This is a genomic window from Pseudomonas sp. ICMP 8385 (assembly GCF_002699915.1).
GTDB lineage: Bacteria > Pseudomonadota > Gammaproteobacteria > Pseudomonadales > Pseudomonadaceae > Aquipseudomonas > Aquipseudomonas gessardii.
On record NZ_LKBY01000168.1, the window covers coordinates 141,514 to 155,400 of the forward strand.

Consider the following 13,887-nt stretch of genomic DNA (forward strand, 5'->3'; position numbering starts at 1 on the left):
GGCTGTAGGGTCAACTATAAGGCTTTACTTATACACGGCCCAATAATTATTGATTTTTGTTAATCCCTAAGTGCGCATAGTGTGTGTCTGGCGACTGGCCTGAAACATTTGGTCACGCGCCGACCTGGTCTAGCAGGTCGAAGAACGCAGCAATCGGCTCAAGGGAATTTCCAAGTGATAACAAAGATCCTGATCGCCAACCGTGGTGAGATTGCCGTCCGCATTGTGCGGGCCTGTGCCGAAATGGGGATCCGTTCGGTGGCGGTCTATTCCGACGCAGACCGGCATGCCTTGCACGTCAAGCGCGCCGATGAGGCCCACAGCATTGGTGCCGAGCCCCTGGCCGGTTACCTGAACCCGCGCAAGCTGGTGAACCTGGCCGTGGAAACCGGCTGCGACGCGCTGCACCCTGGCTACGGCTTCCTGTCGGAAAACGCCGAACTGGCGGATATCTGCGCCGAACGTGGGATCAAGTTCATTGGTCCATCGGCCGAAGTGATTCGCCGCATGGGCGACAAGACCGAAGCGCGCCGCAGCATGATCAAGGCCGGTGTGCCGGTCACCCCCGGCACCGAAGGCAACGTCGCTGACATCGCCGAAGCGCTGACCGAAGGCGACCGCATCGGCTACCCGGTGATGCTCAAGGCCACCTCCGGTGGTGGCGGTCGCGGCATTCGTCGCTGCAACAGCCGTGAAGAACTCGAACAAGCCTTCCCCCGCGTGATCTCCGAGGCCACCAAGGCCTTTGGTTCGGCGGAAGTGTTCCTGGAAAAATGCATCGTCAACCCCAAGCACATCGAGGCGCAGATCCTCGGTGACAGCTTTGGCAACGTGGTGCATCTGTTCGAGCGCGATTGCTCGATCCAGCGTCGTAACCAGAAACTCATCGAAATCGCCCCCAGCCCCCAACTGACTCCCGAGCAGCGCGCCTATATCGGCGACCTGTCGGTGCGCGCGGCCAAGGCCGTGGGCTATGAGAACGCCGGCACCGTGGAGTTTCTGCTCGCCGAGGGCGAGGTGTACTTCATGGAAATGAACACCCGGGTGCAGGTGGAGCACACCATCACCGAAGAAATCACCGGCATTGATATCGTTCGCGAGCAGATCCGCATCGCGTCCGGCCTGCCGCTGTCGGTAAAACAGGAAGATATCCAGCACCGTGGCTTTGCGTTGCAGTTCCGTATCAACGCCGAAGACCCGAAGAACAACTTCCTCCCCAGCTTCGGCAAGATCACCCGCTACTACGCCCCCGGCGGCCCTGGCGTGCGTACCGACACGGCGATCTACACCGGCTACACCATCCCGCCGTTCTACGACTCCATGTGCCTGAAACTGGTGGTCTGGGCGTTGACCTGGGAAGAAGCCATGGACCGCGGCCTGCGTGCCCTGGACGATATGCGCCTGCAAGGCGTGAAAACCACCGCCGCTTACTACCAGGAAATCCTGCGCAACCCGGAATTCCGCAGCGGCCAGTTCAACACCAGTTTTGTGGAAAGCCACCCTGAGCTGACCAACTACTCGATCAAGCGCAAACCCGAAGAGCTGGCCCTGGCCATCGCCGCCGCCATCGCCGCCCACGCAGGCCTGTGAGGAATATAACAATGAGCAAGAAGATCTTCGTTACCGACACCATCCTGCGCGACGCCCACCAATCGTTGCTGGCTACCCGCATGCGCACCGACGACATGCTGCCGATCTGCGACAAGCTCGACAAAGTCGGCTACTGGTCCCTGGAAGTCTGGGGCGGCGCGACCTTCGACGCCTGCGTACGCTTCTTGAAAGAAGACCCGTGGGAGCGCCTGCGCAAACTGCGCGCCGCGTTGCCCAACACGCGCCTGCAAATGCTCCTGCGTGGGCAGAACCTGCTGGGCTACCGCCATTACAGCGACGACGTGGTCAAGGCCTTCGTGGCCAAGGCGGCGGTGAATGGCATCGACGTGTTCCGCATCTTCGATGCGATGAACGACGTGCGTAACCTGCGGGTGGCCATCGAAGCGGTGAAAGCGGCGGGCAAGCACGCCCAGGGCACCATCGCCTACACCACCAGCCCGGTGCACACCATCGAGGCGTTTGTGGCCCAGGCCAAGCAAATGGAGGCCATGGGTTGCGACTCGGTGGCGATCAAGGACATGGCCGGCCTGCTGACCCCGTACGCCACCGGCGAGCTGGTCAAGGCGCTGAAGGCCGAGCAGAGCCTGCCGATCTTTATCCACTCCCATGACACAGCGGGTTTGGCCGCGATGTGCCAACTCAAGGCCATCGAAAACGGTGCCGACCATATCGACACCGCCATCTCCAGCTTCGCCTGGGGCACCAGCCACCCGGGCACCGAGTCGATGGTCGCCGCCCTCAAAGGCAGCGAGTTCGACACCGGCCTGGACCTGGAACTGCTACAGGAAATCGGCCTGTACTTCTACGCCGTGCGCAAGAAGTACCACCAGTTTGAAAGCGAATTCACTGCGGTCGACACCCGCGTGCAAGTCAACCAGGTGCCGGGCGGGATGATTTCCAACCTGGCCAACCAGTTGAAGGAGCAGGGCGCCCTCAACCGCATGAGCGAAGTGCTGGCGGAAATCCCGCGGGTGCGTGAAGACCTCGGCTTCCCGCCGCTGGTGACGCCAACCTCGCAGATCGTCGGCACCCAGGCGTTCTTCAACGTGCTGGCCGGCGAGCGCTACAAGACCATCACCAACGAAGTGAAGCTGTATCTGCAAGGCGGCTACGGCAAGGCACCAGGCACGGTGGACGAGAAACTGCGGCGCCAGGCCATCGGCAGCGAAGACGTGATCGACGTGCGCCCGGCCGACCTGCTCAAGCCGGAAATGACCAAGCTGCGTGGTGAAATCGGCACCTTGGCCAAGTCCGAAGAAGATGTGCTGACTTATGCGATGTTCCCGGACATCGGGCGCAAGTTCCTCGAAGAGCGTGAAGCCGGCACCCTGAGCCCGGAAGTGCTGCTGCCGATCCCCGAAGCCGGCGGCGTGGCCCGTGCCGGTGGCGAAGGTGTACCGACCGAGTTCGTTATCGACGTGCATGGCGAAAGCTACCGCGTGGATATCACCGGTGTCGGCGTCAAGGCCGAAGGCAAGCGCCACTTCTACCTGTCCATCGACGGCATGCCGGAAGAAGTGGTGTTCGAGCCGCTCAACGAATTCGTCGGCGGCGGCACCAGCAAGCGTAAGCAAGCCAGCGCGCCGGGCCATGTCAGCACGGCGATGCCGGGCAATATCGTCGATGTGCTGGTCAAGGAAGGCGATGTGGTCAAGGCCGGCCAGGCCGTGCTGATCACCGAAGCGATGAAGATGGAGACCGAAGTACAGGCGGCCATCGCCGGCAAGGTCAGCGCCGTTCACGTGGCCAAGGGCGACCGGGTCAACCCGGGCGAAATCCTGATCGAAATCGAAGGCTGATCTCCAGCCTTCGACACTACCGTTTAATCCTCGGGGGGCAATGTTGCCCCCTTTTTTTCGCCTGCAAAACGTGCGAAATCAGAAGGCCAGGGTCCATTGGCCCATCACGGCCTGGTTGCTGCTGCGGGCGCCAAAGTCGCCGGTATAGGTCAGGCCCACGCTTTGCGTGGTCGACATACCGAGCCCCAGCCCGGCTTGCAGGGCCAGGCTATTGCGGTCCAGGGCCGTGCCTTCGATGGTGAAGTCGCTGTTGAACACCGACCTGTCCACCCAGGCCGAGGACTGGCGCACGCGGCTGCCGACATTGCCGTACAGGTGCTTCCAGCTTGCACTGAGGTGGGGTTTGAGGGTCATCTGGTTGTCCAGGGTATAGAGGCTGGTCAGGCGCAGGCCCAAGGTGCTGCTGAGGTTTTGTTGGGTCTGTTCGCCGACGTTAAGGGCGCTGAGGCCGCCTTTTTCCTTGAAGCGTTCGCGGTGGTAGCGCTGAAAGCCCACGCCGGCGAATGGTTCGGCGGCGAAACTGCCGGAGTCCACGCGATAGCCCAGTTCGCTGAAGATATTCTGGCTCTGGGCGGTGTACTTGCCCTTGAGCTGCTCTCGGTAATCGATGAAATCAAAATCGACACTGCGCTTGTTCAGCCCGGCGTGGTTGCTGTAGATCGCCCCCAGGCGCAGCGCCAGCGGCCCGTCCTGGCGCACCGCATAAGCCCCCAGGTGCCAGCTGTCCAGTGCAGCCTTGAAGCGTTTGGCGCTGAGGTCGCTGGTGGTCTTGGCCCCCATGACCCCTGCGCGCCAGGCGTGGTCCACGGCCCAATCGGCGCCCAGCACCAGGCCTTGGGTGCGCTGCTGCAAATCGGCCGCGCCGTGCTGGCCGTCCAGGCTGCCGGCGTTGCCCAGGCCTTGCAGCCAGAAGCGGCCAGCGGCGTCGCTGTTCACGTCGCCCATGGCTGACAGCAGGCTGGCCTGCACAGGCTTGAGGCTGTTATGGGTGGCGCTGCCCAGGTTGGCGTTCTGGCTGGCGGCCAGTTGCTCAAGCACCGCGCCGATTCTTCCGGGGGCCAGGTTGCCCATATAACGGGCGTCATCTGCAATCAGATACTGCTCGCGCACGCTCAGGTTGTCTGACTCCAGCAAAGCATCCACTGCACGGTCCAGCACCTGGGCCACGCCCCGGCCATTGCCGGTGGTGGCGTAATCGACAAAATAGAACGGCGTGGCCGGTTCTGGGTAGGCAGGGTCATGGTCGCTCGGCGGCTCCATATCCCCGCGTGCCACGGCCAATTGAATGCTGAAAAGACTCAGCGTGAAGGTGATGACAAGGGCGAGTCGCTTGGATGTGCGGGGCATAGGGTCCGACCTCTGATATGTGAGGCGGGGAATTTATCGAGGCGCTGGAGGGATAACTGTCAGGGTGAGCGTTTGCGGTTTGCGGGAGAGGTCTTCGGTGCCAGAAGAATCAAGGCGTAGGGGTTGTGGTCTGGAGGGGTGTGTATTTTATTGCGTATTTGACCGAAGTCATCCGTGATAAATGCATTTTAATGCGTTAATTGAGTTCGTCGCGTCGAGATAAATGCACTATATTGCAGAGTAAGCTGTGCATAAGCTCTTGAGGATGCATTAAATTGCAAATGGAAACGCCTTACACATTCATGCTACAGATCTTCAAGGAGGGCCATTGGCATGACGCCATGCGGCTGGAGTTTTCCGAGCCGCAGCAAGGCTTCGATGGGCCTTGTCGGTTTCATTATCGCCAGGATTATCTGGTCGAGAACCTCGATGACATTCAACGGGCATTCTCCAACGCCGTGAGTGGCCGGTTCCCTTTGGAGTGGGATATCAGTTTCTTGAAGATGGCCCCCGCGTTCTTGCACGATATTGCGCCGGCAGGTGCGGCGAAGCGCTTTTTGCTCAAGCGAGTAGGTCAGAGCAAGCCGGACAATGTCAGTATGGACTTGTTTTTACTCGGTCTCTGCACGGCGCTGGCCGATCTGGTTGATCCCGAGCAGGCTTTTGAACGGTTGCGAGCGGATGCCGATCACTTGCGGGCATTGCCCGACATCCTGGTGGCCAATGGTTTGCCAGCGGTCACCCTCAATCACCCGGCCATTGCGCTCGGCAAGCTGGACCAACGTCTACAGCAATGGGGGCTCAGATGACTGTCAGCATGGATACCCGCGCCTTGTTGATCCAGAGCGTGGAACAGGGCCTGGCCGAGGGCACCCTGCAGATCGGCGAAGCCGTGCGCCGGCTACGGGTGGAAGTCACTGGCCTGCACCAGAGCCAATTCGCCAGGATGTGCAAGATTTCCCTGCGCACCCTGGTGCATATCGAGCACGGCGAGGGCAATCAGACGCTCAAGTCGTTGAACGCGGTGTTCCGGCCGTTCGGCTTGCAGATGGGCGTGGTCAAGGTTCGGCGGTCGTTGAGCTGAGTGTCAGCCCCGGCATTGCGCCAGGCTTTTCACCTGCCCATCCGCCGTCTGGTTAGCCTCGCCCAGCCACGCCTCAAACCCCGCGCCCACCTTGGCCCATTCCCCATCGAGGATCGAATACCACGCCGTATCGCGGTTTTGCCCCTTGACCACCATATGCTGGCGGAACACCCCTTCAAAACTGAAGCCCAGGCGCTCGGCCGCGTATTTGGAGCGGGCGTTGGCGTTGTTGCACTTCCATTCCAGGCGCCGGTAGCCCAGCTCAAACGCGTGCCGGGCCAGCAGGTATACGGCCTCGGTGCTTTTGGGCGAGCGCTGCATCGGCGCGCCGAAGGTGACGTGGCCGATTTCGATGCGGCCCTGGGCCGGGACGATCGACATCAGGCTGAGGAGGCCCTGCACATCGCCGCTGGCGCGGTCTAGCACGCTGAAAAAGTACGGGTCGCTGTTGGCCGCGTGGTTGTCCAGCCACGCGTCGAACGCGGCGCGCTCGGGAAATGGGCCGTAGGGCAAATAGTCCCACAGCTTGGGATCGGCGCCGGGGCCCTGTAGGGCCTGCCACAGGCCATCGGCGTGGCGGGCCGGGTCGAGGTTTTCCAGGCGGGTAAAAAGCCCTTCGANGATCAATTGGGCGGTGGGCGCCGGGGCACCTTTCCAGTCTGCGAGTGAGGTCGACATGCGCTGCTCCTTAAAGGCCTTGGCGAAATTGGATAAAGCCGGGACGTTCGGCGATGCGCTCGTATAACGCAATCGCAGTGGCATTGCTCTCATGGGTCAGCCAGTGGACTTTGCAACACCCCTCGGCCTTGGCGGTGGTGTAGACGAATTCGATCAGTGTGCGACCGACCCCGGTGCCGCGTTGGGCGGCCTCCACGAACAGGTCTTGCAGGTAACAGGCGCTTTCGATGCTCCAGTTGGAGCGATGGTAGATAAAGTTGACCAGGCCCAGCGCCTTGCCGTCCTGCCAGGCCAGGGCCGAATGGGTCGGCTCGTTGGGGTCGAGCAGGCGTTGCCAGGTACTGGTGCTGACCGCGTCCGGCAGCTCGGTGTTGTAGAAGCGCAGGTAGGCCTGCCACAGCGGCAACCAGGCAGCGTGGTCGGCGGCGGTTACCCGGCGGATTGCGATCGGGCTCATGTGGGCTCCTTGGGAATGAATCGGGCGAGGGTTTGGTCGCGCACGTCAGGGCTGGCAGCCAGCCCTTGGCGCACGCCGGCGATATCCGCCGCGCTGCGGTTCTGGCTGAGCTTGCGTTTGCCTTGCAGGCGCTGGATCGGCAGGGCGAAACCGACGATGGCCTTGAGCATGCCATCCATGTAGTCCGCAGGTGCGTCGCTGACTTGCCAGGGCTGGGCGCGGCCGCGCTCGTGGCGGTCGGTCAGGGCGCTGACCAGTGTGAGCAGGCGCTCGGCTTCGGTGAACACCTCGGCCTGGCCATAGGCGTGGACTGCCAGGTAATTCCAGGTGGGCACCACTTTGCCGTGCTCAGCCTTGGTCGGGTAAAACGCCGGGCTGATATAGGCCTCGGCACCGGCAAAAATCACCAGGGCCTGGCTGCCGTTCTGCAGGTCCTGCCACTGGCGATTGGCTTTGGCCATATGCCCATAGAGCGTACCGTTGGGCCCTTCATCCGGGTTGAGCAGCAGCGGCAAGTGGCTGGCTTGCAGGCCGTGTTCGCCAAAGGTCACCAACTGCGCCAGGCGCGTGTGCCGGATCAGTTGCTGTATTTCGGGCAAGTCGTCGAGGGCAAAGGCGCGGGGTGTGTACATGAATATTTTCCTTGGCGAATGGCAGCATCCTAGGCAGGCTAATGGTTCGTTGTAAGAGCCATCTTTGATCCATTTCATGGGTCCAATGTGCGGAGTCCATGCCATGCCCCCGTTAGCGCCCCCGCTGTCGTTCAACCCGGCCGGAATCGAACTGGACCGCCGTCAGGGCCTGACGCGGCAGTTATACGAAGCGCTGCGCCAGCGGGTGCTGGATGGGCGGCTGGTCAGCGGCACCCGGTTGCCGGCCAGCCGGGATCTGGCGGCGGCGTTGTCGATTTCCCGCAACAGTGTGGTACGGGCCTACGACCAGCTGTATGCCGAGGGCTTTATCCAGGGACGGGTCGGCGATGGGACCTATGTGGCGCAACTGGCAGAAAAATTATCCACAAAACTGTCCACAGGGTTATCAACAGGCTTATCCCCAACCTTATCCACAATTCACGCCAATCCGCCTGGAATTTCCCCCAGGAAAGTTATCCACAGCCCCGCCTTGGGGCGCCTGGAAACCAACCATTTACCCTTGCCACCCACGGGCCCGCCCCGGGCTTTTCGCGTAGGTGTACCGGCCTTTGACCTGTTCCCGTTTGACGTGTGGGCCAAGCTCAATGCGGCTTTTTGGCGCAAACCGGACCTGCAGCAACTGTGCTACGGCGATCCGGCGGGGGACGAGCGCCTGCGCGGGTTGATCGCCGCCTACCTGCGCAGTTCGCGAGGCCTGCAGTGCAGCGCTGAACAAATAGTGATCACCAGCGGCGCACAGCAGGGAATCAGCCTTTGTGCACAGCTGCTGGTGGCGCCCGGGGATCGCGTGGCGCTTGAAAATCCCGGCTATCGGGCGGCAGGGCATGCGTTCGCCATTGCGGGGGCGAAACTGGAGGGCGTGGCGGTAGACGCCGAAGGCATCGACTGCCAGGCATTGAACGCGCTCCACGACTGCCGCCTGGCTTATGTCACGCCTTCGCACCAGTACCCGACTGGGGTGGTCATGAGCCTGCCCCGGCGCCTGGAGTTGCTGGCCTGGGCCGAGCGCACGGGCGGCTGGATCATCGAGGACGACTACGACGGCGAGTACCGCTACAGCGGCGCGCCCCTGGCCCCGCTGGCCGCCCTCGACCGCAGTGGCCGGGTGCTCTATGTGGGGACGTTCGGCAAGGTGGCGTTCCCGGCGTTGCGCCTGGGCTACCTGGTACTGCCACACGGGTGGGTGGACGCCTTCACCCGGCGCCGTGCCGTGGATGTGCGGCACTCGGAAGTCAGCACCCAGGCGGTGATGGCCGAGTTCATGGCGGCCGGGCACTTCCAGCGGCATATCCGCCGCATGCGCCGCGCGGCCTTGAGTCGGCGCAATGCTTTGCTCGCCGGCTGGCCGGCTGACGTGCCGGGCATGGGCAGCCTGCCCGGCGTCGCGGCGGGGTTGCACCTCACGGTGCGGGTAGAGGGCCTGGCCCGTGAAGCGCAATTGCTGGCCCAGGCCCACGGGGCGGGTGTCGAGATCAATGGCCTGAGCAGCTATTGGTTGCCCGACGCCAGCCCTACGGGCAACCCGCGGGCCGGCCTGGTGCTGGGGTTTGCCGCCGTGCCCGAAGCTGCCATCGCCCAGGCCCTGGCCAGGCTGCGCCGGGCATGGCAGGTCGGTTGACGGTCAGCTCTGGAAGAACAGTGACCGGGCCAATTGCGGGCTGATTTCACTGCGATAAATGGCGATCTGGTCGCGGTCGCTCAAGCCTGTACGGTGGATCGCGCCGCCGAGTTTTTGCTGGTCGCGGGTTTTCAGGTGGCCGGCGCTAAAGTGTTCGGGGGCGGCGGTGGGCGATTCATAGTGAAAGTGGGCATACCACAGCACGGCGTGAGTCTGGTGATCGCGCACTTCGTATTCGTCCAGGTAGTTTTTGCCGGGGCCCTTGAGGCGCCGGCGGGTGACGACCTTGGCAATTTTTACCAACCCCTTGGCATGCAGCCACTCCACCCGTGCGGCGGTGGGCGGTTGCTGTTTGGTCATGCGGATGCGGGTGGTTGTGCCCTGCTCGTAGAGCCGCTGGGCTGTGTCGTTGAGTTTGCGGTTGAGGGTGGCGGCTGATGGGTTGTCGCTGTCTGTGAGGTTGAGCCGGGTCAGCGCTTCTTCAATGGCGCTCGCTGCGTGCTCCAGGCGTGCGGCGTACTGATGGAGCATTTCTTCGATTTCCACCGGGATGCGTCCGGCTTTTTTTGCATGTTCCAAGGTGCGCAGGGTGGAGGTGGGTTCTTCATTGAGCAGTGTCTGCCCAGCCTCCATGCTGGTCGCCAGGTCGCGGGTCTGTGGCTCGCGCCGGCTTGAAGACGGGCTCTGGCGCTCGACCCAGACCCCCGGGCTTTTTTCGTGAAAGGTCGCAATGACCTTGCCGGTCACCGGTGCCTTGATGTCGACCAGATCGCTTTGGGCCGCCCGCGGTTCGCCCACCATCACACCATTGAAGCGCGTCTTGATGACTTTGCGCCTGGGTGTCTGCGGTGTTCTTGAAGTGCCGGGCTTGGGCACCTGGGCTTTTCTTTCTCTGAGCAGCAGCGCCAGTTCCCGCACGGCGGGCTGGTTGAATTGCTCGACTTGCTGGCGAAGGGTTTCCAGGGGTTCGCGCAGCACGTACTCCGGGTGTTCGGCATGCAGGTCCAGCAGGCGTTGATCGACGAGTGCAAACTGCTCGACCAGGCTGTTGAGTACCTCAATGCGCTCGTCCCGGTTGCTGATATGGGTTTCGGTCAGGGTCTCGATCCACGTTTGCACGTTGAGGTCGGCGATATTGATGATGTCATTGAGCTGGATATAGGTATCGGTGAAGGCTTCCCCACTGCCTTCCCCTATGCACAGGTAGCGACTAAGGGTCAGTTGCAGGGCCTTGAGGTCGTGAATCCTGAAATCGGGCAAGGCCCGTATGGTGGCCTGAATCACCTTCGCCCCTTCTACACCAAGGCTTTCAAGCTCACGGTAGCGGGTTTGCGTGTACTCCATGCGCTTGATCATATCCAGGTTCAGTTCAGCCATGGTCTGTGCGACCTCGGTGCGCTTTTTTATATCCAGGCTGGTCATGGCTTCGATGTCTTCCACGGTCCCCACCAGTTTGTCGCGAAATATCGGTAGACGCTCGGCGATGGCAGAGCGTGTCAGCAGCAGTTGCTTGCGCAGATAGTCGATCATGCTGCTCTGGTAGTTGGGCACCGTGTCGATGATGTTCAGCGACCGCAACTGCCGGATGGGCACGTCATAGTCCGCCAGGCGGCTGTCCACCTTATCGAGGAACGCTTGGCGCTGCCGGTTGCTGGACGGCCCGGGCACCGGGTCGATCGCCGCCCGTGCCTGGGACACTTCCGTTTGCCCGCGTTTTTCGTCGGCGTCGAATTTGTTGAGTTTTTCCCGTAGGTCACTGATGCGCGAGGGCGCCTTGTCTCGGGCCGATTGCCGGCGGTTCCTGAAACCGGCACCGCGCAGGCGCAGGCGGGTATCGACAAACCACTGGCCGGCCAGATTACTCACCAGCAAGGGGCCGGTGTGCGAGGGGTGGGTGGGGTCGATGATGATCACATTGTCGTTGCTATCCACCTTGACCTCGAACCAGCGCTCCCCGACGTTTGCGTACCATTTATGTGCAAGGGCATAGAGGTGCAGGTGCGGCCCGGGCTCTTTGACCTGTTCGCCCAGCCCGGCAGGTTGACTGACTTTGAAGCGGTCCAGGGTTGCACCCAGGCTGGAGGGCGTGCGGTTCAGCGCACCGCTGATGTGCAGGGGGCCTTGATGGTGTGCAGGGAGTTCGACGGTGGGCAGATCGGGTTGTCGCACCACAAGGATTTTTTTTACCGGGGGCAGGCTTTCAGGTTCCTCTACCAGGCTGAGGCCAGGTTCTAAGGGACGGGCCTTGGTGGTGTCTACCGGGTCGGGGTGTCGTAGCGCCACGTGCAGTAGCAGCGCCATGCCCAGGTTGAGCAGCAGGTCGACCTGGGCGGTCCAGGCCGGTTGCTCGTCAGCGCTGGGCTCGCTGTGCGCCACTGTTTGCAGGTCATCCATGATTTGCCAGATCCAGGCGGCGATGCCGACGGTGCGGCCCATAAAGGGCAATGTCGCACTGAAGAGCTGCCAGCCGATCTGCCGGTAGCTTGCCCAACGTTTCTGCACGTTGGACACCGACTGCCGGGTCGCCAGTTCAACCAGGGCATGGGCGTGGGCCTGGAACAATGTGGCCAGGGTATCGTTACCGAGCACTTCATCGCTCAGGGCGATGGGCCCGCTCATTTGCACCGCCACCTGCGGCTCCACCAACCCCTGCACGACGGTCCACGGTGAAGGCAGTTTGCCAGGGAAGACATACTGTTCGTAGTTGAAGCGTATGTCTTCGGGCAGCCAGGCCAGTACGGCATCGCGCAAGGTGCGGTGGTGTTTGATGGCATAGAGCAGGTTTTGCCGCGACGGGTATTGCGCCAGCACCGGGTCCAGCAGCGGGCTATACAGCAGGCAGGGGCCTTGGGTGTGGTCGCGGGGGCCGATCACGAACATGTTGGCAACCACGTCCTGTTCCTGGCCGGGGCGCAGGGTCGGGATAAACGCCAGGCGCCGGATGACGATCTCTTGCCCGTCGGCTTGCCGGTCATGGTCCTGGGCCTGTACGGCGGCGGCGACCATGCGGTAGCCGCGCTCGTCAAGGCCGTTGCGGCCCTGGATCTTCCACTGCAAGGCCAGTAATGGCAGCTGCAGCCGTAAGTGCCGGGTGTAGAGCAATTGGCGGTCTTGGGCTTCGGCCGGGTTGTCCAGGAGGGTGCGTTTGATCAGCGCCGGGTAGTGCTCGCCGATGTCCAGGGTTTCGATCAGCTCTTTGAGGTAGTTGTACGACAGCCATTCGGGGGCCGGGCCACCGTTGTAGCGTACGCTGGCCTGGCCGGTGGGCAGCCCGGTCAGGTTTGCCAGGGCCAGGTCGATCAGGCTGTGCTGGGTGGTATCGCTGGCGCCGGGCAGGATGAACGTGCCCCAGAGCACCGGGCTTTCGATACTGACCTGGATCTTGTCCACATTCAGGCCAGCGCCTTGGGGGTGCTCGCGAAGACGGTTTTGCAGGTGTTCGCGGGCGTAGTCGCGGATCGGCAAGATACCGTCGCGAAAGGAGCGCCCACGGGACTGGGTATGCAATTGGGCCAGTTCGGTCATGTACCGGCTGTAGGTCGTCACGTCCAGGTCCGACGCATTGGCCAGCCAGTCAGGCAGCCGTTCATGGATCTGGTGCATGTTCGACAACGATTGATCGCTGAGGTCTTCAAGCACCGGCAAGACCCGTGTGACGGCCTGCACGGGCATGGTCTGCGCCGGCGGTTTTTCAAGGTCGGAGGAGCCCAGTGAGCCGATGGCCTGCAGTTGCAGGGCGATCAGGGCACAGGCCGTGCTGTCGAAGAAGTTGCCGGCGGGCTCGTACAGCCGCCACTGCAGCGTCACGTCTGGACGGTACTGCACCACACTGGAAGGTAGCGCTGCGCCGAGGCGCTCCAGGGACTCGAATTTCCGGTACCCGTCGGCCAGCGAATACGCGAGGATCCGCTGGCGCCGCTCATGCTCGCCAATCAACACCGCCATGTCTGTGAGGCCGACATGGGTTAAACGGTTGTCGTGCAAGGCATCGATGTCCACCAGGTAGGCCCGGATCCGATAAGGGTCGAATCCCGGGCGCCTGAGCGGGTCGGGAAAGTGGAACAGCATCCTGGCCATGGCGCAGTCGTGTTCATCCCAGCCCTCCAGGGCGGTGAGGTTCCACATGTTGCGCAGGGACTGGGAGAGCCGCTGCCAGCGAGGGCCTGTGGTGTCATTGGATGCATTCCAGTGGTCCAGTTGCTGTTCCTGGAACGCCACGAATATCAACGGCGACAGCTCATTGATCAGGCGGGCGATGGCATCGATCTTGACCGGTAGATGCAGGGCCGGACGTACGTCTGGTTGCAGCGTGAGGTAATGCTCGCCATCGATGTAGATCACCGGCTCAGGCGACAGGGCCTGGCGAGCCAGGACGCTGGTCAGTGACTGGGCAGACGGCGGTGCCGGTTGGATGAGATAGGGGGCGATACGCCAATGGGGCGTGATGACCATGGCCAGGTCCGGGTCGATCATGAGTGTCGGGTATTGCTCCCTGAGGGCTGAACGCAACAGGTTGGCGGCGACTTCCCGGATGGTGGGGCCGGTGCTCAACTGTGTCAGCAGTTCGTAGGTACTGGGGGCGTGGTGGTTGTCCTGGGTCGAGTTGTCGGGCATGTGCAGCTCCTTGGCCGGTGTAAGGC

General features: G+C 62.4%; 10 protein-coding genes. 5 read left to right on the forward strand and 5 right to left on the reverse strand.

The features are described 5' to 3' along the window. The first annotated feature begins 174 nt into the window (after positions 1-174). Together AO268_RS31925 and oadA are read left to right on the forward strand one after the other, a co-directional pair. On the forward strand, positions 175-1,590 hold the full coding sequence (locus tag AO268_RS31925) for an acetyl-CoA carboxylase biotin carboxylase subunit (protein WP_029290035.1): 1,416 nt from the start codon (positions 175-177) through the stop codon (positions 1,588-1,590). 11 nt (positions 1,591-1,601) lie between these two features. Then, positions 1,602-3,410 (forward strand): sodium-extruding oxaloacetate decarboxylase subunit alpha, encoded by a 1,809-nt coding sequence (gene oadA, locus AO268_RS31930; protein ID WP_076963087.1) that lies wholly within the window; start codon positions 1,602-1,604, stop codon positions 3,408-3,410. Between the two features lie 78 nt (positions 3,411-3,488). Here the strand turns inward: oadA and AO268_RS31935 are convergent, their stop codons facing one another. After that, on the reverse strand, positions 3,489-4,757 hold the full coding sequence (locus AO268_RS31935; protein WP_099170885.1) for an autotransporter outer membrane beta-barrel domain-containing protein: 1,269 nt from the start codon (positions 4,755-4,757) through the stop codon (positions 3,489-3,491). Positions 4,758-5,032: 275 nt separating this feature from the next. Between AO268_RS31935 and AO268_RS31940 the strand changes: the two genes are divergently transcribed. Both AO268_RS31940 and AO268_RS31945 read left to right on the forward strand, forming a co-directional pair. Beyond that, a complete protein-coding gene (locus AO268_RS31940) occupies positions 5,033-5,566 on the forward strand; it encodes a hypothetical protein (RefSeq protein ID WP_099170886.1) in 534 nt (177 codons plus the stop codon). Continuing rightward, a complete protein-coding gene (locus AO268_RS31945; protein WP_076963090.1) occupies positions 5,563-5,841 on the forward strand; it encodes a helix-turn-helix domain-containing protein in 279 nt (92 codons plus the stop codon). Before AO268_RS31940 ends, AO268_RS31945 begins: the two co-directional genes overlap by 4 nt. 3 nt (positions 5,842-5,844) lie before the next feature. Here AO268_RS31945 and AO268_RS31950 read toward each other — a convergent pair whose 3' ends face one another. The 3 genes from AO268_RS31950 to AO268_RS31960 are packed head-to-tail and all read right to left on the reverse strand — an operon-like array spanning position 5,845 to position 7,608. Then, the gene (locus tag AO268_RS31950) at positions 5,845-6,519 is read right to left on the reverse strand and encodes a GNAT family N-acetyltransferase (RefSeq protein ID WP_099170887.1); all 675 of its coding nucleotides are present in this window, start codon (positions 6,517-6,519) and stop codon (positions 5,845-5,847) included. 10 nt (positions 6,520-6,529) lie between these two features. Continuing rightward, positions 6,530-6,976: a GNAT family N-acetyltransferase gene (locus AO268_RS31955; RefSeq protein ID WP_099170888.1), complete on the reverse strand. Its 447-nt coding sequence runs from the start codon at positions 6,974-6,976 to the stop codon at positions 6,530-6,532. After that, positions 6,973-7,608 carry an FMN-binding negative transcriptional regulator gene (locus AO268_RS31960; RefSeq protein WP_076963093.1) on the reverse strand — a complete coding sequence of 212 codons (636 nt, stop codon included), beginning with the start codon at positions 7,606-7,608 and terminating at the stop codon, positions 6,973-6,975. The genes AO268_RS31955 and AO268_RS31960 overlap by 4 nt, the downstream gene beginning before the upstream one ends. Before the next feature lie 103 nt (positions 7,609-7,711). Here AO268_RS31960 and pdxR point away from each other — a divergent pair, with 103 nt between their 5' ends. Next, positions 7,712-9,247, forward strand: a complete 1,536-nt coding sequence (pdxR, locus tag AO268_RS31965) for a MocR-like pyridoxine biosynthesis transcription factor PdxR (RefSeq protein ID WP_076963094.1) — start codon at positions 7,712-7,714, stop codon at positions 9,245-9,247. A 3-nt stretch (positions 9,248-9,250) separates the two neighbouring features. Here pdxR and AO268_RS31970 read toward each other — a convergent pair whose 3' ends face one another. Then, complete coding sequence (locus AO268_RS31970; RefSeq protein ID WP_099170889.1) at positions 9,251-13,861, reverse strand: dermonecrotic toxin domain-containing protein; 4,611 nt, start codon at positions 13,859-13,861, stop codon at positions 9,251-9,253. Between the last annotated feature and the right edge of the window lie 26 nt (positions 13,862-13,887).

Coding starts and splice junctions, on each gene's coding strand:
- oadA (WP_076963087.1), top strand. CDS start 1,602: ATGAGCAAGAAGATCTTCGTTACCGACACCATCCTGCGCGACGCCCAC.
- AO268_RS31935 (WP_099170885.1), bottom strand. CDS start 4,757: ATGCCCCGCACATCCAAGCGACTCGCCCTTGTCATCACCTTCACGCTG.
- AO268_RS31945 (WP_076963090.1), top strand. CDS start 5,563: ATGACTGTCAGCATGGATACCCGCGCCTTGTTGATCCAGAGCGTGGAA.
- AO268_RS31955 (WP_099170888.1), bottom strand. CDS start 6,976: ATGAGCCCGATCGCAATCCGCCGGGTAACCGCCGCCGACCACGCTGCC.
- AO268_RS31960 (WP_076963093.1), bottom strand. CDS start 7,608: ATGTACACACCCCGCGCCTTTGCCCTCGACGACTTGCCCGAAATACAG.
- pdxR (WP_076963094.1), top strand. CDS start 7,712: ATGCCCCCGTTAGCGCCCCCGCTGTCGTTCAACCCGGCCGGAATCGAA.
- AO268_RS31970 (WP_099170889.1), bottom strand. CDS start 13,861: ATGCCCGACAACTCGACCCAGGACAACCACCACGCCCCCAGTACCTAC.